Origin of the sequence: Streptomyces sp. NPDC050549 (genome assembly GCF_040655035.1) — a bacterium.
Lineage (GTDB): Bacteria > Actinomycetota > Actinomycetes > Streptomycetales > Streptomycetaceae > Streptomyces.
The window spans coordinates 40101-61840 of sequence record NZ_JBFAJD010000047.1 but is presented as its reverse complement, the minus strand read 5'-3'; the positions used below and the strand labels follow the sequence as shown (position 1 = coordinate 61840).

At 69.4% G+C, this 21740-nt stretch carries 19 protein-coding genes and 3 pseudogenes; 18 read left to right on the top strand and 4 right to left on the bottom strand.

Translation table 11 applies throughout. From position 1 onward, the window contains the following. Nucleotides 1-54 precede the first annotated feature (54 nt). The 3 genes from AB0I51_RS41645 to AB0I51_RS41635 all read left to right on the top strand — a co-directional run bounded on the left by AB0I51_RS41645 (nucleotide 55) and on the right by AB0I51_RS41635 (nucleotide 2667). Nucleotides 55-1764: an LCP family protein gene (locus tag AB0I51_RS41645; RefSeq protein ID WP_362983592.1), complete on the top strand. Its 1710-nt coding sequence runs from the start codon at nucleotides 55-57 to the stop codon at nucleotides 1762-1764. Nucleotides 1765-1847: 83 nt separating this feature from the next. After that, nucleotides 1848-2114 carry a hypothetical protein gene (locus AB0I51_RS41640; RefSeq protein ID WP_362983591.1) on the top strand — a complete coding sequence of 89 codons (267 nt, stop codon included), beginning with the start codon at nucleotides 1848-1850 and terminating at the stop codon, nucleotides 2112-2114. Nucleotides 2115-2226: 112 nt separating this feature from the next. Next, complete coding sequence (locus tag AB0I51_RS41635; protein WP_362983590.1) at nucleotides 2227-2667, top strand: hypothetical protein; 441 nt, start codon at nucleotides 2227-2229, stop codon at nucleotides 2665-2667. A gap of 24 nt (nucleotides 2668-2691) precedes the next feature. Here AB0I51_RS41635 and AB0I51_RS41630 read toward each other — a convergent pair whose 3' ends face one another. Continuing rightward, nucleotides 2692-3717 (bottom strand): glycoside hydrolase family 43 protein, encoded by a 1026-nt coding sequence (locus AB0I51_RS41630; RefSeq protein WP_362983589.1) that lies wholly within the window; start codon nucleotides 3715-3717, stop codon nucleotides 2692-2694. A 144-nt stretch (nucleotides 3718-3861) separates the two neighbouring features. On the opposite strand from AB0I51_RS41630, the gene AB0I51_RS41625 reads away from it, so the two are divergent. After that, complete coding sequence (locus AB0I51_RS41625) at nucleotides 3862-5676, top strand: ABC transporter ATP-binding protein (protein ID WP_362983588.1); 1815 nt, start codon at nucleotides 3862-3864, stop codon at nucleotides 5674-5676. 24 nt (nucleotides 5677-5700) lie between these two features. On the opposite strand, the gene AB0I51_RS41620 is transcribed toward AB0I51_RS41625, so the two are convergent. Then, nucleotides 5701-6117, bottom strand: a complete 417-nt coding sequence (locus tag AB0I51_RS41620; RefSeq protein WP_362983587.1) for a plastocyanin/azurin family copper-binding protein — start codon at nucleotides 6115-6117, stop codon at nucleotides 5701-5703. A gap of 131 nt (nucleotides 6118-6248) precedes the next feature. Further along, nucleotides 6249-6983: a TetR/AcrR family transcriptional regulator C-terminal domain-containing protein gene (locus tag AB0I51_RS41615; protein ID WP_362983586.1), complete on the bottom strand. Its 735-nt coding sequence runs from the start codon at nucleotides 6981-6983 to the stop codon at nucleotides 6249-6251. A gap of 170 nt (nucleotides 6984-7153) precedes the next feature. Between AB0I51_RS41615 and AB0I51_RS41610 the strand changes: the two are divergent. The 3 genes and pseudogenes from AB0I51_RS41610 to AB0I51_RS41600 form a co-directional block, all read left to right on the top strand. Next, a pseudogene (locus AB0I51_RS41610) lies at nucleotides 7154-7594 on the top strand (aminotransferase class I/II-fold pyridoxal phosphate-dependent enzyme); the annotation flags it as partial. 113 nt (nucleotides 7595-7707) lie between these two features. Continuing rightward, nucleotides 7708-7974 carry a DegT/DnrJ/EryC1/StrS family aminotransferase gene (locus AB0I51_RS41605; RefSeq protein WP_362983585.1) on the top strand — a complete coding sequence of 89 codons (267 nt, stop codon included), beginning with the start codon at nucleotides 7708-7710 and terminating at the stop codon, nucleotides 7972-7974. Continuing rightward, nucleotides 7971-8261 (top strand): annotated as a pseudogene (locus AB0I51_RS41600) (DegT/DnrJ/EryC1/StrS family aminotransferase); the annotation flags it as partial. The gene AB0I51_RS41605 and the pseudogene AB0I51_RS41600, both read left to right, overlap by 4 nt. A gap of 60 nt (nucleotides 8262-8321) precedes the next feature. Here the strand turns inward: AB0I51_RS41600 and AB0I51_RS41595 are convergent. Further along, a pseudogene (locus AB0I51_RS41595) lies at nucleotides 8322-8570 on the bottom strand (NAD-dependent epimerase/dehydratase family protein); the annotation flags it as partial. 251 nt (nucleotides 8571-8821) lie between these two features. Here AB0I51_RS41595 and AB0I51_RS41590 point away from each other — a divergent pair. The 11 genes from AB0I51_RS41590 (at nucleotide 8822) to AB0I51_RS41540 (ending at nucleotide 21721) form a co-directional block, all read left to right on the top strand. After that, nucleotides 8822-10171 carry an extracellular solute-binding protein gene (locus tag AB0I51_RS41590; protein ID WP_362983584.1) on the top strand — a complete coding sequence of 450 codons (1350 nt, stop codon included), beginning with the start codon at nucleotides 8822-8824 and terminating at the stop codon, nucleotides 10169-10171. Next, nucleotides 10168-11169 carry a sugar ABC transporter permease gene (locus AB0I51_RS41585; RefSeq protein ID WP_362983583.1) on the top strand — a complete coding sequence of 334 codons (1002 nt, stop codon included), beginning with the start codon at nucleotides 10168-10170 and terminating at the stop codon, nucleotides 11167-11169. Before AB0I51_RS41590 ends, AB0I51_RS41585 begins: the two co-directional genes overlap by 4 nt. After that, the gene (locus tag AB0I51_RS41580; RefSeq protein WP_362983582.1) at nucleotides 11166-12029 is read left to right on the top strand and encodes a carbohydrate ABC transporter permease; all 864 of its coding nucleotides are present in this window, start codon (nucleotides 11166-11168) and stop codon (nucleotides 12027-12029) included. Before AB0I51_RS41585 ends, AB0I51_RS41580 begins: the two co-directional genes overlap by 4 nt. Nucleotides 12030-12061: 32 nt before the next feature. Next, nucleotides 12062-13591, top strand: a complete 1530-nt coding sequence (locus AB0I51_RS41575; protein ID WP_362983581.1) for a glycosyl hydrolase family 28 protein — start codon at nucleotides 12062-12064, stop codon at nucleotides 13589-13591. Between the two features lie 203 nt (nucleotides 13592-13794). Further along, a complete protein-coding gene (locus AB0I51_RS41570) occupies nucleotides 13795-17040 on the top strand; it encodes an alginate lyase family protein (RefSeq protein ID WP_362983603.1) in 3246 nt (1081 codons plus the stop codon). A gap of 27 nt (nucleotides 17041-17067) precedes the next feature. After that, nucleotides 17068-18318 carry an alginate lyase family protein gene (locus AB0I51_RS41565; RefSeq protein ID WP_362983580.1) on the top strand — a complete coding sequence of 417 codons (1251 nt, stop codon included), beginning with the start codon at nucleotides 17068-17070 and terminating at the stop codon, nucleotides 18316-18318. A gap of 116 nt (nucleotides 18319-18434) precedes the next feature. Beyond that, nucleotides 18435-18548: a putative leader peptide gene (locus tag AB0I51_RS41560; protein WP_362983579.1), complete on the top strand. Its 114-nt coding sequence runs from the start codon at nucleotides 18435-18437 to the stop codon at nucleotides 18546-18548. A gap of 66 nt (nucleotides 18549-18614) precedes the next feature. Continuing rightward, nucleotides 18615-19499, top strand: coding sequence for a glutathione S-transferase C-terminal domain-containing protein (locus AB0I51_RS41555; RefSeq protein WP_362983578.1), 885 nt, complete (start codon nucleotides 18615-18617; stop codon nucleotides 19497-19499). Between the two features lie 118 nt (nucleotides 19500-19617). Next, nucleotides 19618-19767: a hypothetical protein gene (locus AB0I51_RS41550; RefSeq protein ID WP_362983577.1), complete on the top strand. Its 150-nt coding sequence runs from the start codon at nucleotides 19618-19620 to the stop codon at nucleotides 19765-19767. Between the two features lie 137 nt (nucleotides 19768-19904). Next, nucleotides 19905-20888, top strand: a complete 984-nt coding sequence (locus AB0I51_RS41545) for an amino acid ABC transporter permease (protein WP_362983576.1) — start codon at nucleotides 19905-19907, stop codon at nucleotides 20886-20888. Further along, a complete protein-coding gene (locus tag AB0I51_RS41540; RefSeq protein WP_362983575.1) occupies nucleotides 20885-21721 on the top strand; it encodes an amino acid ABC transporter ATP-binding protein in 837 nt (278 codons plus the stop codon). Before AB0I51_RS41545 ends, AB0I51_RS41540 begins: the two co-directional genes overlap by 4 nt. The last annotated feature ends 19 nt before the right edge of the window (nucleotides 21722-21740 follow it).

The window sequence follows — 21740 nt, the reverse complement described above, 5'->3', positions numbered from 1 at the left end:
GCCCGTCGGGCCGGCGGTCGGTGCCGGTGTCGGCGACAGCGTAGGGAGTGGTGGATGAGCGACCCCCGGGGCGAGAGGTCCGGCCGTGCGGCCACGCGGGATCGCTCCGGCATGCCACGCCCGCGCAGAGCGGACGAAGGGTCCGCCCATCGGCCACCGGCCGGCAGAGCCGCCACGCGGCAGGCGGCGAGGAGCGGCGGCCACCGGTCGCGCCGCCGGGCCAAACCGGTGGCCAGGCGCCGAAGGGCCGCCCGCATAGCCCTGATCACGGTCTCGGCGCTGATCCTCGTCACCGCCGGAGTCGGCACCTGGCTCTGGCAGCATCTGAACGGCAACATCAACAGCGTCGCCCTCGACGACGGCGCGGGCGGCAAGGAGAAGGCCGACGCCTTCGGCCGTACGCCGATCAACCTCCTGGTGATCGGTTCGGACGGCCGGAACAACGCGGCCGACTGCAAACTGGGCGGCGGCTGCGGCTCCGGGACTTCGACCGTCGGCCACAACGCGGACGTGGAGATGGTGGTGCACGTCTCCGCCGACCGCTCCAACGCCACCGTGATGAGCGTGCCGCGCGACACCATGACCCAGGTGCCCGCGTGCAAGGACCCGGACAGCAGCCAGGCGACGGCCGGTTACTACGGCCAGATCAACAGCGCGCTGCAGTACGGCCCGGCGTGCCAGGTCAAGACCGTGCACCAACTCACCGGCGTCACGATCGACCACTTCGTGATGCTCGACTTCGCCGGCGTGGTGAAGATGTCCGACGCGGTCGGCGGTGTCTCGGTGTGCGTCAGCGACAACGTCTACGACACCTACTCGCACCTGAAACTCGCCAAGGGCACCCACACCCTCAAGGGCCAGGCGGCGCTGGAGTTCGTCCGCTCCCGGCACGGCTTCGGCGACGGCAGCGACCTCGGCCGTACCGTCTCCCAGCACCTCTTCCTCAGCGCGATGATCCGCAAGTTCAAGAGCGCGGGCACGCTGGCCAACCCGGCCAAGGTGTACTCCCTGGCCGATGCCGCCACCAAGGCCCTGACCGTCGACGACGGACTGGGCAGCGTCGGAAAGCTCGTCGACCTGGCGACCGACCTGGACAAGGTTCCCTCGAAGCGGATGACCTTCACCACCATGCAGACCGGGGCCGACCCGGCCAACGCCGACCGGGTCGTCCCTGCGGCCGGTGCCAAGTCCCTGTTCGCGGCCATAGCCAACGACCAGTCCCTGAGCTCGGGCAGTGGCAAGAAGAAAGCATCCTCCTCGCCGTCCGCGACCGCGCCGGCCGCGGTGCCGGCCGCCGAGGTCGCCGTAAAGGTGGAGAACGGCACCACCATCGGCGGACGCGCCTCCGTGATCGCCGACGCGCTCATCGCCAAGGGCTTCAGCCCCGGCACCAGCACCGCCAACGCACCCGAACAGGCGGCGACCACCCGACTCACCTACGGCCCCGGCGAGAAGGCCGAGGCACAGACGGTGGCCTCCGCCCTGGGCCTGTCCGCCTCGCACCTCACGCAGAGCAGCGCGAGCGGACTGACTCTCGTCATCGGCGCCGACTGGCCCACCGGAACGACGCTCTCGGGCGGTTCCTCGTCCGCCGCCCCCGCCGACACCCACGCGGCCGTCTCCAACGCCAACGCCTCGACCGCCGACGAGTCCAAGACCTGCGCCAAGGTCAGCCCCTACAAGACCGTGTCCCTGAACGGTGTGCCGATGACACCCGCGCAGGCCTACGCGGCGGCGAGCGGCAGGAAGGACTCCGCGGCGTAGGCGACGACGGTTCCTGACGCCGGGAGAACACCTACCGATATTCTCGGCAGGGGCCTTCCCCCGGTCCGTATCATCCTGCCGCGATGAAGAGACGTGTGCAGTTCACCGAGCAGGTCGCGCGGTTCCGTGACTACATGCCGGCCTCGGACAGGGAGAAGTTCGAGCGCCTCCTCGACCGGATCGTGGCCGAGCCCGAGGGCGACGGCAGTCACCTCGCCTACACCACCGACACCGTGACGCGTTCGGCCTGGGGAGACGGCGTCAACATCCACTACGTCGTGACGACCTTCTTCGTGGTCGTCATCGAGCTGGACATCTACGACGCGACGCGCGGCTTCAACGAGGTGTAGCCCGCGCAGCCCCTGTGGCACACCACATTCATGATTTGCGTGCTTCGCGGGCGACGTCGACTTCGGCCCGCGGGCCCGGCTGGAGGGCAGCCTCGCCGAGCACTACGCGGCGATGCGGCTGAGCTGGTTCGACGCCCACATCGGCCCCGAGGGCTCCAAGGCCGATCCGCCGCCCGCGGTGCGGTTACTTCCTCATGGGCGGCGGCTCCGGACGGCGCACGCCGAGGGCCGCCCCGACCACGGCGGCCACTGGCGCACCGCCACCTCGTGGCCACCGGAGGAGACCGCCGACGTCACCCTCGTACTGGGTGGTTCGGGAACACTCGCGACGGTCACCGACACCTGCGACGCCCAAGGCTCCTTCCTGGAGCGCGACTTCGACCCCCATCCGGTCGAACTGCACTGGGACGGCCCGCGCGACGCCGACCGGGGCATCCCGCGGCCGGCCGGGCCGGACGCCGCGGAGCGGATTCTGTCGCGGTTGCAGAGGCTGTCCGAGCCGTTCGGCACGGAGATCGCGGTCCGGGACGGGGTCGGGCATCTCCACCTGTGATCCATGGCGGAGCCGCCCGTCGGGTCAGCCGCCGCCGTCCAGGTCGGTGCGCTGCCGCAGCACCCGCAGTTCATGACCGCGGAGCTCCATGTCGTACAGCTTGCCGCGCGCGTTCTCGAACGGGCGGTGGAGGATCATCGTCAACTGCCCCTCGAACGTGCGGAACAGCATGCCGTGACCGCTGTCCTCCCGTACCAGCGGCCGGTGTTGCCGCCACGGTCCGGTGAGATCGCCGGACTCCGAGACGGCGTAGGTCTGGACGTAACCACCGCTCAGAGTGCCGTCCGTGTCGGCCCTGTTCTTCTCGTACGTCGACCACAGCATGAGCAGGGAACCGTCGGGAGTGCGGTACAGCTGCGGTCCGTCCGTGACGTAGGGCGGGATCTGGTGCGGTACGCCGGCCGGGATCTCCTCGCCGATCCAGGACGCGTCCGAGGCCTTGAACAGGAAGACCGGATCGCCGACGGTCCCGGTCAGGTCGGGGGCCAGCCGGATCGCCTCCATGGTGCCGTCGACGGTCTGCGTCCACTCGTGCGCGTACACCATCCACGGCTGCCCTGACGGGTCGACGTACAGCGTGCCGTCCAGGGTCATGAGGTGCTCGGGTGGGGTGGGGCGGGTGGGGTCGACCGAGGTGAAGGGGCCCAGCAGGGAATCGGACACGGCCGTGACCGTGCCGCGCCGGTGGTTCACGAGGGCGAACGGTGTGCCCCAGCGGCCGGGCGGGGGCACCGGAAGCGGACACTTCTCGTCGTGCAGCGTGGTGAACAGGTAGTACCTGCTGTTCCATGCGTGCACCTCCGGCGCCCAACCGCCGTCGCCCGCCCAGAGGTCGGGCTGCTCCGCCGCCAGGAACACCACCACGGGACGCGTCCAGTCGCGCAGGTCGTGACTGCGGTAGACCATCGTGCCGACGCCCTCCACACCCGACACGGACGGGTCGTTGGACGTGTAGAGGTGATAGGTGCGCGTCCCCTCGTCCACGACGACGAACGGATCGTGCAACGGCATGTCGGGGAGCCGCATGGGCTCTTTCACCTGGGTCGCCATGATGTTCACCGTAGGGCCCACACCCCCCCTGCGCATCACTGCTGTTGAGGGAAAAACGCTTGGACCGCGCCGGTGCCGGCGCGGGACACTGCCATTCCTGGCCAGCGCCGATGCCGGGCGCCGTACTACATCATGGGGTGGGGGATGGGATCGCCTGAAACGCGCGAGGCCGGGTCGCGCAGGGGCTCGGTGCTTCTCGCACTGCGTTACTACGGCCGGGAGTTGGCCCGGCTCCGCCGCTGGACCGCGCCCGCCACACTGCTGCCGGCGCTGGGCAACATCGGCATCAACTACATCGCTCCGCTGATCGTCGCGAAGCTCGTCGCCCGCATCGCCGGCGACACGGGCATCGGCGTCGGCGCGACCCTGCCCTACGTCCTCGGCTTCGCCGGTGTGCTGCTGTTCGCCGAGGTGCTGTGGCGGCTCGGACTGCACTGTCTGAACCGGCTGGACGCGCTCGGCATCGAGCACCTGTATGTGATCGGCATGGACGAACTGTTCGCCAAGGACGCCGCGTTCTTCCACGAGAACTTCGCCGGGTCCCTGACCAAGCGGGTGCTGAGCTTCGCCTCCCGCTTCGAGGAGTTCGTCGACACGATGACCTTCCAGGTCGTCGGCAGCCTGGTGCCGCTGCTGTTCGGCTCGGTCGTGCTGTGGCGCTACCAACCGCTGCTCGTCGTGGGGCTGTTGGTGATGATCGCGCTCACCGCCCTGGTCGTGGCGCCCCTCATCCGGCGCCGCCAGGCACTCGTCGACCAGCGCGAGGAGGCGATCGCCCGGGTCTCCGGCCATGTCGCCGACAGCCTGATGAACATGGACACGGTCCGCGCGTTCGCAGCCGAGGAACGCGAGGCCGCCGAACACCGCTCCCGTGTCGCCCAGTCGCGCCGGCTGACCCTGCGCTCCTGGGACTACGGCAACCTGCGCATCGACACCCTCGTCGCGCCGCTCTCCGTGTTCACCAACGCGCTTGGCCTGCTGCTCGCGGTGGCGCTCGGCGGGGGCGAGCACGGCGTCGAGGCGGTCGTGGTCGCCTTCACGTACTACTCCAACGCGACCCGGATCATGTTCGAGTTCAACCAGATCTACCGGCGCCTGGAGAGTTCGATGACCGAGGCCGCCCAGTTCACCGAACTGCTGCTGGCCTCGCCCACCGTGCTCGACCCGGACACGCCGGAACCGCTGCTCTCCCGTGCCGCCGACGTCCGCTTCGAGAACGTGACCTTCGCCCACGCGGGCGCGGACACCCTCTTCGACGGGCTCGACCTGACGGTGCCCAGCGGCACCAAGATCGGGCTCGTGGGCCGGTCCGGCGGCGGCAAGACCACGCTCAGCCGACTGCTGCTGCGCATGACGGACATCGACTCCGGCCGCATCCTGATCGGCGGTCAGGACATCAGCAGGCTGCGCCAGGCCGACCTGCGCAGCCTGATCGCCTACGTCCCGCAGGACCCGGCGATGTTCCACCGCACCCTGCGCGAGAACATCGCGTTCGCCCGGCCCGACGCCACCGACGCGGAGGTCCGCCGGGCGGCCGGGGCGGCGCACGTCACCGAGTTCGCCGACGCGCTGCCGGAAGGCTTCGACACGATGGTGGGGGAGCGCGGCATCAAGCTCTCCGGCGGACAGCGCCAGCGCGTCGCCCTGGCCCGCGCGATCCTGCGCGACGCGCCGATCCTGTTGCTCGACGAGGCCACCAGCGCCCTCGACTCCGAGAGTGAGGTCCTCGTCCAGGAGGCGCTGTGGCGGCTCATGCAGGGGCGGACCGCACTCGTGGTCGCACACCGGCTGAGCACGGTCGCCGGCATGGACCGGCTCGTCGTCCTCGACCGCGGCCGGATCGTCGAGCAGGGCACGCACCAGGAACTGTTGGCGGCCGAGGGCACCTACGCGAAGCTGTGGCAGCACCAGTCGGGCGGCTTCCTCGACGAGAGCGCCGAGCAGGCCGACCTGTACTGAACCGGCTCGGCGGGCAGGGCCGGTTCAGTGGACCTGGATGTGCTGATCCATGCCCAGCCCCTTGTGACCGTCGACGGGGCAGTACAGCTCGTAGGTGCCCTTCTTGAGGGTCACCGTCAGCGCCGCCTGCTGGCCACCGCCGAGGTTCTTGGTCTTGACGTCGGACACGCCCGGGCCGTCGATCTCCAGGGCGTGTGTGACCTTGCCGGCGTTGTCCGCGGTGAAGGTGTACGTGCCGGGAGCGAAGGAGCTCTGGGACAGCTTCAGAGCGTATTCGCTCTCGGTGACCGTCACCTGGGTGCCGGACGCGGTCTTCGTGGTGCTCGCGCTCGCTGAGCCGCCGGACTGACTGCTGCCCCCACTGGAGCAGCCGGCCAGGACAAGTGCGGCGGAGAACGCCAGAGCCGTCGTAGTGAGTGCAACTCGTGCCGAGATCGCCATGTGGCTCATCTCCTTCGGACCTCTCGGGAGTCGTCGGGCTTGTCCGCGTCTGTCGCGAGAGGTCCTCTATGAGGGATACGGATGTGTGGCGCGGCCTGTTCAGGGCGCAGGCCGCGGCTGTGTGCTCCTCGCTACGTCCCGGCGAACCGGTCGAGAAGAGCCTCCAGTCCAACCTTCAGGCCCTCCGGTCCACCCCGCTCGGCGAGTCCGGCGGCGGTCTCCCGCAGCCGGGGCAGTTCCTGCGGTGGCATGCGGTGCAGGCCGAGACGGAACGAGGGATCCTGCTCCTCCGGGCTGTCGACCATGGCCTGCAGCTCCATCGACACATAGCCGAGCACCCACGCGGTGAAGGCGCGGAAGACGCCTGCGGACCGGGTCTCGCCGAAGCCGGCGTCCCGCAGCAGGGCGATCACCCGCTCGTGCTGCCGCAGCACGGCCAGTGGCCGCCGGGCCAGCGGAACGGCCAGCATGCGGGTGGCGAGCAGCGGCACCACCTGGGGATGGGTCATGCACACGTCGTACGTCGCCAGCGCGATCCGGTGCAGCTCGGCGCGCCATTTCGGCGCCTCGGCACCGGTGGCGAGGCGCTCCTGCAGCTCCAGGTGGAGCGCTTCGACCAAACCGTCCAGCAGGGCGTCCTTGCTCGCCGCATACCGGTACAGCGCCATCGCCTCGACACCGAGCTCGGCACCCAGCCGCCGCATGCTCAGCGCCGACAGGCCTTCCCGGTCGACCAGTTCCAGGGCGCTGGCCAGTACCCGTTCCCGGCTCAGCCGGCCGTACCGGCCGCGGTCGCCGGCCCGGCGCGCCGGACCCGCCCCGGCCGGGTCGTCCCTGTTCTGTGCGCCCGCCCGCTCCTTGGGCATGCCTCGCCTCCACCTGGTGGGCCGTACCGCTACCACTCGTGTTGACTCTATGCACCTACGGGAGCAAGGTGTACGTATATGGCGTAAATATACGCCATTCGGACGTTCGGCAGTGTGGACTGCCCCGCACGTCGTCACGCCCCCAGCAGCGCGGAACCGGGGAGCGAGTCATGACAGTCCACCGGATGAGGCCCCGGCAGGAACCGGTCGGTCACACCCGGCTCGGCGTCGACGGAATGTCCCTGGCCGCCGCGGACGCCGGAGAGCCGGACGTGCCCTTCGCCAAGACCCGGATCAGCCCGGAGGCCCGACGGGCGGCGCAGCATGTGCTCGCCTCCGGCTGGGTGACCACGGGCCCGGAGACGGAACTCTTCGAGCACGAGTTCGCGGCGTACGTCGGCGCCGGGCACGCGGTCGCGGTGAGTTCGTGCACGGCGGCCCTGGAACTCGCGCTGCGCGCACTGCGACTGCCGCCCGGCGGGGCGGTCCTCGTCCCGGACGTGACGTTCTGCGGCGCTGCCCAGGCGGTGCTGCACGCCGGGCTGCGGCCCGTCCTGGTCGACGTCGATCCGCGCACCGCCATGGTCTCCCCGGCCACCGTCGCCCGGGCGGCGCGGGCCTGCGGCTGCCCGCACGCGCTGATGGTCCTCCACTACGCCGGCGCCCCGGCGCCCCGGCGCCCGTCGTCGAACTCGCGGCCGCCGCGCGGCTGCCCCTGGAGTACGTGGTCGAGGACGCCGCCCATGCCCTCGGCGCCTCGGTGGGCGACCGGCCCGTCGGAAGCCTGTCGAGGGCGACCTGCTTCAGCTTCTACGCCACCAAGAACCTGCCCGTCGGCGAGGGCGGCATGGTCACCACCGACGACGCCCTGCTGGCCGCCCGGATCCGCCGCACGAGACTCCACGGCATGTCCACGGACGCCTGGCGCCGCAACCTGCCGGGCGGCCACTGGCGCTACACCGTCGAGGACGCCGGCCCAAGGCCAACATGACCGATGTGCAGGCCGCGATCGGCCGGGCCCAGCTGAGTCACCTCGACGACTGGCAGCGGCGGCGGCGCGCGCTGGCGGAGCGGTACGACACGGCACTCGCGACCGTCCCCGGACTGGAACCGCCGGACGCCGCCACCGTCGGACGGCACGCACGGCACCTGTACGTCGTACGGGTGCTGAAGGAGTACGGGACCGGCCGGGACGAGCTGATCGACCGGCTGGGGGAACGCGGCATCGGTACCTCCGTGCACTTCGTCCCCCTGCACCGGATGCCGTACTTCCGGCGGGTCGCGGTCATTCCGCCGGACGGGCTCCCGGGAGCCGACGCGCTCTTCCCCCAACTGCTGCAGGACGGCGTCGACGGGATGGCGGTCGAAGACGGCCGAGAGGGCGGGTCGGTCACGGACGTCCAGTTCGTAGACGGCACCGGCGAAGCGGCCGGCGATCCGTTCGACCCGGGCGAAGGCCTGCGGCGTGCTGGTTGAGTAGTCGTCGACCACGATCAACTCATAGCCGTGGTCGAGCAGTTCGACACAGGCATGACTCCCGATGAAACCGGCTCCGCCGGTGACGAGGATGGTCGACGGCGGGCTCATCGGTCCGGCTCCTCACTGCCAGACATCGTACGTTTACGACGTATACAAGACACTTTGAACCCATTCGCGACGGGAGTCAAGCGGCGACAGCCCTCTGACAACCGGTTTCTGGCGAAGGACGTTACGTTGCCGTGTCCGTGAGCTTGCCCAGTCTTTTCGAAAGTTCGCCCAAGGTCTTGACGCCGTTTCCGAGCCGGATGAAGCTCTGCCCCAACGCGTGACAACCGGTTTCTATTGGAGGTGGTGCGGTCATGCACCCACGTGCTGGCGCCCCCCTGAGCCGCCGACGATTTCTCGCCCTCGCGGCAACCGGTGCCGCGGCCGGCGCGGCGGCTCTGAACGGCTGCGCCCTCCAGGTCTCGACCGGGGTGGGCGGAGCGGGCGAGACCATCACGGTGATGGCGAAGGCCGACGACCTGGGCCCCGACCTGGTCAAGCAGGCCCAGAAGGACACCGGCATCGCCATCAAGCGGGTGGACTACGACATCACCAAGCTGATCGCGATGCTCACCAGCGGCAACCCGCCGGACCTGGTGCGCGGGGTCGGCGCAGTGGACGCCGCGTTCTACGCCGCGCGGGACGTGATGCAGGAACTGGACTCCTATTTCGCCACCAGCACCGTCCTGCGGCCCGGCGACCTCGACCCCGTCAACGACCTCTGGCGCTACGACGGCAGGGTCCAGGGCAAGGGCCCCCGCTACGGCATGGCCAAGGACTTCTCCCAGGACTCGATGTTCTGGTACAGCACCGCGGCCTTCGACAAGAAGGGCGTCGCCTACCCGGCGGCGGACACGCCCATCACCTTCGACGAGTGGCTGGACCACGCCCAACACCTCGTGCAGCGTTCGAAGGGTCAGACAACCGTCTTCGGCGGCAGCTACAACGGCCTGGTCAAGCTCACGCTCATGGCGACCATGACCGCCTCCGCCGGCGGCAGCCTCTTCGCCGACGACTTCTCCAAGGTCGACTTCACCAGCCCCGAGGCCCGCAAGGCGCTCGCCTGGTACCTCGACTACTGCCGGCTCAAGGTCGGACCCAGCGCCGTCCTCCCCGACCCCAACGGCTGGGACGGACCCACCTACCAGGCCGGCCGGATGGCCATGTCGAACAACGGCTACTGGATGGGCGGCATGATCGGCACCGACAAGAAACTGGCCGAGGTCTCCCGGCTCGCCCCCGCACCCGTCTTCGCGGGCGGCCCCCGGATCAGCGCCTGCCAGGGCGGCACCGGCATGTGGATGCCCCGCAAGTCCAAGAGCAAGGACGCCGCCTGGCGGATCTTCGAGTGGTACTTCGGCGAGGCACCGGCCAAGGCCCGCGCCTCCAGCGGCTGGGGCATTCCCACCCTGAAGTCCCTGCGACCCCTGATGCCCCATCAGGAGGACTTCCAGAAAAGGACGTTGAGCGCACAGCAGAACGAACTCAAGCACTTCTCGGTGGTCTCCGTGTCCCCGTACATCTCGGGCGACGCCTTCGAGTCCCTCTTCAACCAGGTGGCCACACCCGCGATGAAGGGCGAGATGGCCGTCGACCGCCTCGCCGGACGCCTCAACTCCGTCATCAACGAACAGATCAAACGCGGGAAGGAGCAGGTGGGATGACGGTCGATCAGGCATCCTCGCCGGCCGTCGGACGGCCGCGGCCGACCGCGAAGACCGGCCGTCCCTGGCCCGCCGCGCGCACCGGGCCCTCGATGACGACGCGCAAGCACCGCGCGTTCTACATGTTCGCCTCGCCCTGGATCATCGGTTTCTCGCTGCTGACCATCGCGCCCATGGCGTACGCGCTGTGGCTGAGCTTCACCACCTACGACGGCATCTCCCCGCACTGGCACTACGTCGGCCTCGGCAACTACCGCGAGCTGATGGGCGATCCGGTCACCTGGGACGCCCTGGGCCGCGCCGGACTGTTCGCGCTGCTCTCCGTGCCGCTGTCGATCGTCGCCGGACTCGCGCTCGCCGTCCTCGTCAACCGCCCCATGAAGGGACGCGGCCTCTTCCGCACCCTGCTCTATCTCCCCGCCGTAGTACCGCCGGTCGGCGCGGGCATCGCCTTCAAGAACCTCTTCGACCAGAACTCCGGTGCCGCCAACGGCGTCCTGACCTTCTTCGGCTTCGACGCGATCGGCTGGCTGGCCGACCCCTACGCCCGCTACGTCCTCGTCATGACGGTGCTCTGGGCCGCGGGCAACATCATGATCATCTCGCTGGCGGGGCTCCAGGACGTCCCCCGCGAACTCCACGAGGCGGCCCGCATCGACGGGGCGAGCGCCTGGCGCACCTTCCGCAGCATCACCGTGCCGCTGCTGTCGCCGGTGCTGCTCTTCCAGACCGTGACCGGGGTGATCGCCTCGGTGCAGACCATCATGCCGATGCTGCTGGCCCCCATTGCCGGCACGGGCGGCCTCACCACGATCCCGCAGTCCAACTACACCTACATGATCCATGTGTTCTCGGAGTACTTCGCGCTCGGCCGCTACGGATACGCCTCCGCGCTGCTGTGGGTGCTCTTCGTCCTGATCCTCGTCGCGACCGGACTCATCTTCAGGTTCACCTCCGGCGTGGTCTTCTACAACGTCGGCCCGGAGGCGCAGAAGTGACCGCCACCAGCGTGAACCCCAAGTCCCCGGCCCGCGCGCGGACACGCGTCAACCGGCTCGTCCTCCACACCGCGCTCGTCGTCATCACCGGCCTGTTCCTCGGCCCGTTCGGCTGGCTGATCCTCACCGGCCTCAAGGCCCCGGCCGAGCTCGCCGCCGCACCCGTGCACTGGCTGCCGACGCACTTCGAGTGGCACAACTTCGCCGACGCCTACAAGGCCATCGACTTCCTCGGCTACGCTCGCAACTCCCTGATCATCGCGACCATTTACGCGACCCTCGTCACCCTCAGCTCCGCCTGGGCCGGCTTCGGCTTCGCCCGGCTGACCGCGCCCGGCAAGAAGGTCCTGTTCGGCATCCTCATCGGCTCGATGATGCTGCCCCAGATGATCACCCTGCTGCCGACCTACCTGATCTTCGCCAGGTTGGGCATGGTCGACACCTACTGGCCGTGGGTGCTGTGGGGCCTGTCCTCCGCGCCGTATCTCGTCTTCCTCTTCCGCCAGTTCTTCGCGGGCCTGCCCCGTGAGCTGGAGGAGGCGGCCATCGTCGACGGCTGCGGATACGGCGGGATCTTCTGGCGGATCTTCCTCCCGCAGTCCTGGCCGGTGCTCTCGGCGAGCTTCGTCATCGCCTTCACCTGGACCTGGGGCGACTACATAGCGCCCCAACTCCTGCTGTCCACCGACCACTCCACCCTCGCCGTCGCCGTGATGACCACCTATGTCTCGGCGGCCGGCACGCCCGCCACCAACCTCCAGGCCGCGGCCTCCGTGATGTACGTGGTCCCGATCCTTCTGATCTTCCTGGTCGCCCAGCGCGGGTTCGTCGCCGGGATGTCCACGAGCGGCCTCAAGTAAGGCCTGTTGTCCACCCGTTGCAAGGAGTACGTATGAACACGCCCCTTTCCCGTCGTACGGCCCTCCAGGCCGCCGGTGCCACCGCACTGGCCGCCGGTCTGTCCGGGCTGACCGCCACGGCGGCGCACGCCGGCGACGGCCACAACTCCTGCCCCAGGCTGGTGACTTACCCGCGTCCCGCGACCATGCCGACCAACACCGGCTTCCAGGTGCGGGTCCGTACCGCCCCCGACGGCGCGTGGCAGACCCTCGACATCTACCGGCCGCAGTTCGAGGAGATCAACGCCACCACCGGGTCGGGCAAGGTCTACAACTCGTCGATGGCGTACTTCGACTTCAACGGCTCGGTCGAGATCGAGGTGACGTACCTCAAGGGCGGCACCACCAAGGCCCGGGTGAGACCGGACGCGCTGGGCATCAAGCCCGAACTCCTCGGCGACACCATGCGGTTCACCCTCGACGAGCCGAAGGACGTCGTCGTCCAGATCAACGACGAGGTGTTCGACGCCCTGCACCTCATCACCAACCGCGTCGAGCACCACGCCCCGTCCGCCGACGACCCGGACGTCATCTACTTCGGCCCCGGCGTCCACACCGTCACCGGCAACGTCCTCACCGTCCCCAGCGGCAAGACCGTCTACCTCGCGGGCGGCGCCGTCCTGACCGCACAGGTGTACTTCAAGGACGTGGAGAAGTCCCGCCTCACCGGCCACGGAGTGCTCTACAACAATCCAGGCGGCGCCATCCTCTGCGAGGGCAGCAAGAACATCCGGATCGAGGACGTCATCATCCTCAACCCGGCCGGCTACGCGGGCACGTTCGGCGAGAGCGACAACGTCCACATCAAGAAGGCGCGCGCGTTCAGTTCGAAGGGCAACGGCGACGGCTTCGACGTCTTCTCCTCGACCCGGATCACCTTCGACGGCTGCTTCATGCGCAACTCCGACGACTGCATCGCCATCTACTGCCACCGCTGGAACTACTACGGCGACACCCGCGACATCACCGTCAAGAACTGCACCCTGTGGGCCGACGTCGCCCACCCGATCAACGTCGGCACGCACGGCAACACGGACGCGCCCGAGACCATCGAGAACCTCGTCATCGAGAACATCGACATCCTCGACCACCGCGAACCCCAGATGAACTACCAGGGCTGCATCGCCCTCAACCCCGGCGACTCCAACCTGATCAAGAACGTCCGCATCGAGGACGTCCGGATCGAGGACTTCCGCTGGGGCCAGGTCATCTACATGAAGGTCATGTACAACACGAAGTACAACACCTCGGTCGGCCGCGGCATCGACGGCGTCTACGTCAAGAACCTCAGCTACACGGGCACGCACGCCAACCCGTCGCTCTTCCTCGGCTACGACGCCGAACGCGCCATCAACAACGTCACCTTCGAGAACCTGGTGATCAACGGGCTGGTCGTCGCCGACTCGATGAAGAAGCCGAGCTGGTACTACACCACCGACGCCATCCAGTGGTTCTACAACGAGCACGTCACCAACCTGAAGTTCCTCACCACCGCCGAGGCCGAGGCGGCCGCTGCGTCATGACGAACCCTGCATCGCGCTCCGCTGGAAATGGGGGGAGGGGCTGTCGGCCGGCTGCGGTTCCTTCGTGGCTGGGCGCGCAGGTCCCCGCGCCCCTTCAGGGGCCCGCCGAACCACAGTCGATCAGTCCGGGTTCGCTCAACCGCCGGGGTTTCCTCGGCGGCACCGCGGCCCTCCTGCTGGCGTCGGGCGCGAGCGGCCTGCTCGTGCCCGGCCGGGCAGCGGCGGTCCCGGGCGACTCCGAGGTGACCTTCTCCCACCCCGGCCTGCTGCACACCGCCGACGACCTCGCCCGCATGAAGGCGGCGGTCACCGCCAAGCAATCCCCGGTCTACGACGGCTACTTGGCGCTCGCGGCCCACACCCGCTCCTCGTCCTCGTACGCCGTGCAGAACACGGGCCAGATCACCACCTGGGGCCGCGGCCCCGCCAACTACCAGAACCAGGCCGTCGGCGACTCGGCCGCTGCCTACCAGAACGCCCTCATCTGGTCCGTCACCGGGGACACCGCGCACGCCGACAAGGCCCGCGACATCCTCAACGCCTGGTCCGCCTCGCTCACCGCCATCACCGGAGCCGACGGCCCCCTCGGCGCCGGCCTCCAGGCCTTCAAGTTCGTCAACGCGGCCGAACTGCTGCGCCACACCGGCTACGACGGTTGGACCGCCGCCGACATCGCGCGCTGCGAGGAGTCCTTCCTCCGCGTCTGGTATCCGGCCCTGTCCTGCTACACCCTCTATGCCAACGGCAACTGGGACCTGACGTCTCTTCAATCACTGCTGGCCATAGGAGTGTTCTGCGAGGAACCCACCCTCTTCCACGACGCGCTCCGCTTCGCCGCGGCCGGGGCGGGCAACGGCAGGGTCCTCCACCGCATCGTCACCGCCGCAGGCCAGGGCCAGGAGAGCGGCCGGGACCAGGGCCACGAACAGCTCGCCGTCGGCCTGCTCGCGGACGCCGCGCAGGTCGCCTGGAACCAGGGCGTCGACCTCTGGGGCTTCGACGACAACCGCATCCTCGCCAACGTCGAGTACGCCGCCCGCTACAACCTCGGCGGTGACGTCCCCTTCGTCCCCGACCTCGACCGCACCGGCAAGTACATCAAGCTGGCCGTCTCGGCCATCTCGCGCGGCTCCCTGCCGCCCATCTACGAGATGGCGTACGCGCATTACGCCGGTGTGCGCGGCCTGGACACGCCGTACACGAAGAACGCGGTCTTCCGCGGCACCGGCGGCAGCCGGGTCGTCGAGGGCAGCAACGACGACCTGCCGAGCTGGGGCACCTTCGCCTACGCCGGGGCCACAGCATCCGCGCCGACCGTGCCGACCCCACCGGCCGGTGTCACAGCAGTAGGCAATGAGCTTTCGGTGCAGGTGAGCTGGCTTCCCTCGACCTGGGCCGACTCCTACACGGTCCTGCGGGCGAACGACGTGGACGGTCACTACGAGAGGATTGCGTCCGGGGTCGGACAGCCGACGTACACCGACCGGAACGTGCACGCCGGACGGACGTACTACTACACGGTCGGGGCCTCCAACAGCCTGGGGGACAGCGGCAGTTCGGCATGGACAGCCGCCTCCGCCGGTCTCCCGGGGCCCTGGTCGACGCAGGACGTCGGGGACGTGAAGATCCCCGGCTCCGCCGCGTTCGACGGTGAGCGCTTCGTTCTGGAGGCGAGCGGCACCGCCGACACCTACCGTCTCGTCCACCTCCCGCTGCGCGGCGACGGCACGGTCACCGCGCGGATCGTGTGGCCGCTCAGCTCGCAGTACTCCAAGATCGGCGTCACGATCCGGGCCTCGCTCGACGCGGGCGCGGCGCACGCCTCGATGCTGATCCAGGGGCTGCCGCTGCACACCTGGAGCGGGGTGTTCTCCACCCGGCCCGCTACCGGCGCCGAGATCTCCGCTACCGGCAGCACACCCGTGCCGCCCTCGCAGCAGCAGGCGATCACCGTGAACGCGGCCTTCCCGATCTCCAACCTCGGCACACTGCCCGAGTCCGCGACCCCGCTGGGGGCGCCGTACGTCGAGGGCGCGGGCGATGGCTACCGGCTGCGGAAGCCCTACTGGGTGCGGGTGACCCGCAAGGGTGCGCGCTGTACCGGTGCCATCTCACCGGACGGCGTTCACTGGACCGAAGTCGGCGCCACCGAAGTCGAGTTGGGTCGCACCGCGTACGCGGGCCTCGCCCTCACCTCCTGCCTCGGAGTCGACCAGGACTACGCCGAGACCGGCACCGGCGCCTTCGACAACGTCAGCGTGACTTCCGTGAAGGGCACGGTCTGGCAGGTTCCTCGCCCCGCCCGCCCCGCCACCGACCTGCGGGCCGAAACCGGTGCCGACGCCGTCGAGTTGGCCTGGAGCGACCCGGACCTCTCCGCCGAGTACACGGTGCTGCGCGCCACGCGGACCGACGGACCGTACAAGACCCTCGCCGCCGGCGCCGGTCCGGTCGGCTTCGGCACCCGCATCCGGTACGTGGACGCGACCGGGGTGCCGGGAACGACGTACCACTACACGGTCGTGAAGACCAACGCCGGTGGACGCGGGCCGCGTTCGCAGCCGGTGCGGGCCGTGATGCCGCATCCTTCCGTTCCCCAACTCACCTCCGCCAACACCGTTTTCACGAACCAAGGGGCCGACTTTCGGTATCTGCTGCGGGCCTCGCACGGGCCCGTGCGGTTCGGTGCGGACGGCCTGCCCGCCGGTCTTCGCATCGACCGGCGTACCGGTCTGATCTCCGGAACCCCCATGGACACCGGGGAGTTCACGGTCACGACCTCCGCCGCCAACGCCTCAGGGACCGGCACCGGCACCCTCGCCCTCGCGGTCGGCACCGTGCCGCCCGCGCCGTGGACGTACGGCGACCTCGGTGACACCGTGCTCGACGACCGTGCCTTCGGGACGCTGGGCGTGGTGGCGATCACCACGCCGGGCAGCACGTCGTACGACGGCGGGACCTTCACCCTGCGGGGCGCGGGCGTGGATCTGAACGCCAACGGCCAAGGAATGACAGGGCAGTTCGTACGGCAAGCCGTGAGCGGTGACTGCGAAGTCGTCGCCCGGCTCGTCTCCCGGACCGGTGCCACGGCCGACCGGGTCGGGCTGCTCATGGCGAAGTCGCTGTCGCCGTTCGACCAGGCGGCGGGCGCCATCGTCACCGGGGGGACCAGCGCCCAGCTCATGCTCCGCAAGACCGTGGCCGGTGCCTCCGCCTTCACCGGCGGCGCGGCCGTCACCCTCCCCGCCCTGCTGCGGCTGAGGCGCGCCGGGACCGGCTTCAGCGCAGCCCTGTCCACCGATGACGGTGTCACCTGGACCCCCCTCGCCGACGGAGAGGTCCCCGGCTTCGGTGACGCCCCCTACTACGTCGGCCTGGTGGTCTGCTCGCGCAGCCAACCGGTCCGCTGCACCACGGAGTTCGACGAGGTGAGCATCGTGCCCACCTGATCCTCCAGGGATTGGAGATGCACCGCAATGAGCCGCACTTCCCCCCACGAGCACCTCAGCAGAACAGAGTTGAGCCGCCGCGGTCTGCTGAAGACCGCCGGCGGACTCACCGCAGCCGTCGCCCTCGGCGGCTCCACGGTGGCCCCGGCCGCGCACGCGGCCCCGGCCACCTTCACCCACCCCGGCATGCTGCACAACGCCGGAGACATCAACCGGGCCAAGGTCAGGGTCGCGGCGGGAACCGACCCCTGGCTGTCCGGCTGGAACAAGCTGACCGCCAACTCCCACTCGCAGTCCACCTGGACGAACCGGGCGACCGCGACGATCATCCGGGGCGGCGACGGCCAGAACTACAGCCTGCTCTACAACGACATCGCCGCCGCCTACCAGAACGCCCTGCGCTGGAAGGTCGGCGGCACCGAGGCGAACGCCGTCTGCGCCGCGAACATCCTCAACGCCTGGTCGACCACACTGACTTCGGTCACCGGCAACGCCGACCGGTTCCTCGCGGCCGGTCTCTACGGCTGGCAGTTCGCCAACGCCTGCGAACTCATGCGGGACTACGGCGGGTTCAATCTGGCCGCCGCCCAGCAGATGCTGGCGAACGTCTTCTACCCGCTCAACAACAGCTTCCTCACCAACCACAACGACGCCTGCATCACCAACTACTGGGCCAACTGGGACCTGTGCAACATGGCCTCGATCCTGGCCATCGGGATCCTCAACGAGGACAGCGCCAAGTACGACCAGGCCGTCACCTACTTCAAGTCGGGTGCGGGCAATGGCTCGATCGCGCACGCCGTGCCGTACCTGTACACCGACTCGGACGGCTACGCGCTCGGCCAGTGGCAGGAGTCCGGCCGCGACCAGGGCCACACCGTCATGGGCATGGGACAGATGGGCGCCGTGTGCGAGATGGCCTGGAACCAGGGCGACGACCTGTACGCGTACGACAGCCGCCGCTTCATGAAGGCCGCCCAGTACGTCGCCAAGTACAACGCGGGCAGCGACGTGCCCTTCACCACCTACACCTGGGGCACCGGGCAGAGCTGCGCCTCGTCCTCCCAGACGGTGATCTCCTCCGCCTCGCGCGGCCAGATCCGGCCGGTGTGGGCGATGCTCCACTTCCACTACAACCGGCGGATCGGCCTCGACGACAAGTACATCTCGGCCATGTACTACAACCTCGTCGCACCCGAGGGCGGGGGAGGTGACTACGGCACCGACAGCGGCGGCTACGACCAGCTCGGCTTCGGCACCCTGATGTACGCCAAGTAGCGGACCGGCCTGTCCACGGGTCGGGACTCGTGCCCGACCCGTGGACGCCCTCTTGACCCCGGGCGACGGTGGATCGACACTCCAGTAGGGAATCCTAGTGAACAGGTAGGGAAACAATGGGGCGCCTTGAGCCGGTCATCACCAGCCGCGTGGACCGTTCGCCTCTTCTGACCTCCCGCCGTCACATCGATCTGCTGCGGGTGTGCAGCGCGATCGGCCCACTGCGCTGAGCCCCGTCCACCGTTCGACGACGCTTCCGCCGCGCGTACGTCCGCGCGCCCGTCCCGGGGAGTCCCATGTCCGTCACGCCTCTCGCCGCCGTCCCCTCCCCCCGCTCCGCCCCCCTGTTCCGGGGCCGGATCGGGCGCGACGCGCGCAGCGGGCACTATGCCGTGCCGCGTCGCTACCGCCTCCATCTCTCGACTGCCTGCGCCGACGGCCTGCGCATCGCCGTCACCCACAGCCTGCTCGGCCTCGACGAGAGCTGTCCGGCCGTGTTCATGTCCGCCGTGCCCGACTGTCCGAGTGGTGGACACTCCGCGCTGCGTCCGCTCTACGAGGCGAGCGCCCACCGCTACTCCGGGCCGGCCGCCGCGCCCGTGCTCAGCGACGACTGGTCGGGCCGCATCGTCAGCACCCACGCCCCCGACATCACGCGCGACCTGGCCCGGCACTTCGGCGAGGGTGGGCCCCAACTCCACCCGTGCGGCGCCGAGTCGGAGATCGAGGCCGTCGAGCGGCTCTGCGCACAGGGCATCGAGGACGCCGCGCAGCGCGCCGGCGCGGCCGGTGGCGAACAGGCCGAGCGTGACGAGGCCCTGGGCCGGCTGCTGGAGACACTGGGCTCGCTCGACCGCTGGCTGGACGGCCGCGAACACCTGATCCGCGACGAACTCACCGCCGCCGACGTCGAGTTGTGGGTGACGCTGGTGCAGCTCGACACCGTGCACCGCTACCACCTGGACGCCGCCGCCGTGCAGCGCATCGCCGACCACCCCCACCTGTGGACCTACGCCCGCAGGCTGGCCGCCCACCCGGCCTTCGGCACCCATCTGGACCTCGACGGCATCGCCCGCCGCCACCACGCCCGCTGCCAGGGCCTGGAGGCCGCCGGCGCCGCTGTCCAGATCCTGGACTGGGCGGCCCACGCGGCAGACGAAACGGGAGCTTGTCGCAGCTGAGCGCGCTGTCAGGCCGTCCGACTGGTGGACGGTCGTTGACTTTCGAACAAGTGCCTGACTTACTATCGCTTCAGTGATCGCAAGGCCCGGCTGGGCCGGAACGGCAACGGTGACGGACATGTACGCAGCTTCGAGGACGGCGGCACGCCGCTTCCACAGCTGCGTACTGGCGTACGCGAGCCCGCTCGTCGCCGACCGCGCCGTGGATCTGCTCCGCGTGAACAGCGCACTGTGTACCGCACCGGGCTGCGCCCGCTGTCGAGGCTGACGACTTCCTCCAAGAGCTTCTCAGGCTCTTCCCGTTGGTTCTTCCAGCCCCCGGTCCGTGCGTTCCTCGCCGTGAGCGTCTCTTCCGTCACGCCCAGGTGCCGTGGTCCGGGGTTCCCCCTCCCGCCGGAGCCCCTCATGAGTGAACCCCCTGGCACCGCCGTGTCCCTCGCCGAGGCACCGCCGCCCACCGACACACCGTCAAAAGCCCTTACCGCACAGCGAGTTCAGCCGCTGCGGCGACCCGGCCGGTGGATCGTCACGCTGGTCGTGCTGGTGCTGATCGCCCAGTTCGTCCACGGACTGGTCACCAACCCCTTCTACCAGTGGGACCGGTTCGGCTACTGGTTCCTGCGCCCGACGATCCTCGACGGACTCGTCATCACCCTCGAAGTGGCCGCGCTCAGCGCCGTGTTGGGCCTCCTCGGCGGCATCCTGCTCGCCCTGGCCCGGCTGTCGAAGAGCCCCGTGCTGCGCGCCGCCAGCTGGACCTATGTGTGGGCGCTGCGCTCGATCCCGCTCATCGTGGTGCTGATCTTCCTCTACAACTTCAGCGCCCTGTACCAGACGCTCAGCATCGGCGCCCCCTTCGGTCCCGCCTTCTTCTCCTTCGACGAGTCGAAGCTCGCCACCGACATGGTCGTCGCCGTCGTCGGACTCAGCCTCAACGAGGCGGCGTACGCCGCCGAAGTGGTCCGCGGCGGCATCCTCTCCGTCGACCAGGGCCAGCACGAGGCGGCCTCCGCGCTCGGCCTGCCCAAGGGCTACCAGTTCCGCAGAATCGTCTTCCCGCAGGCACTGCGCTCCATCACCCCGAACTACGTCAACCAGCTGATCGGCCTGATCAAGAGCACCTCGCTGGTCTTCTACGTCTCACTGCTCGACCTCTTCGGCTCCGCGCAGACGATGGGCTCCACCTACCCCGGCGACATCGTGCCGCTCCTCCTGGTCGTCACCGTCTGGTACCTGATCCTGACCAGCGTCGTGTCCGTCATCCAGTTCTACGTCGAGCGCCACTACGCCCGGGGCGCCACCCGCTCCCTGCCGCCGACCCCGATCCAGAAACTCCGCGACGGTGTCACCGATCTGCGGGCCCGCATCCGCAGGGAGACCGCCGTATGACCACGAACACCGTCGAAGCGCCGGCGGACGTCACACCCGCTGCCGTAGAGGTGCACGACGTCCACAAGTGGTACGGCGCCCACCGGGTGCTGGACGGCGTCGACCTGACGGTACGGCCCGGCGAGGTCACCGTGATCCTCGGCCCGTCCGGCTCCGGCAAGTCCACCCTGTTGCGGGTCATCAACCACTTGGAGAAGCCCGAGATCGGCTACGTCAGCGTCAACGGCGAACTCATCGGAGTGAAGCAACGGGGCGACCGAAGGGAGACGGGGGTCCCCCCGGCCGAAGGCTGGGGGAGGCTCAAGGAGTTGAGCGAGCGGGCCATCCTCGCCCAGCGCAGCCGGATCGGGTTCGTCTTCCAGAACTTCAACCTCTTCCCGCACCTGACCGTCCTCGACAATGTGGCCGCCGCCCCGGTCGCCACCGGCAGACTCGGCAAGCCCGAAGCCCTGGAACTGGCAAGGGAGTTGCTCGGCCGCGTCGGTCTCGCCGAGAAGACCGGCGCCTACCCGAGGCAGCTCTCCGGCGGCCAGCAGCAGCGTGTGGCCATCGCACGGGCCCTCGCCCTGCGCCCCGGCGTCATCCTCTTCGACGAGCCGACCTCCGCCCTCGACCCCGAGCTCGTCGGCGAAGTCCTTTCCGTCATCGAGGACTTGGCGACCAGCGGCACCACCCTCGTCATCGTCACCCACGAGATCGGCTTCGCCCGCGAGGTCGCCGACCGGGTCGTCTTCATCGACGGCGGAAAGATCGTCGAACAGGGCCCGCCCCACGAGGTCCTCGACAAGCCGCAGCACGAGCGCACCAGGGACTTCCTCAGCAAGGTCCTCTGAGCCACCACTGTTTCACCTT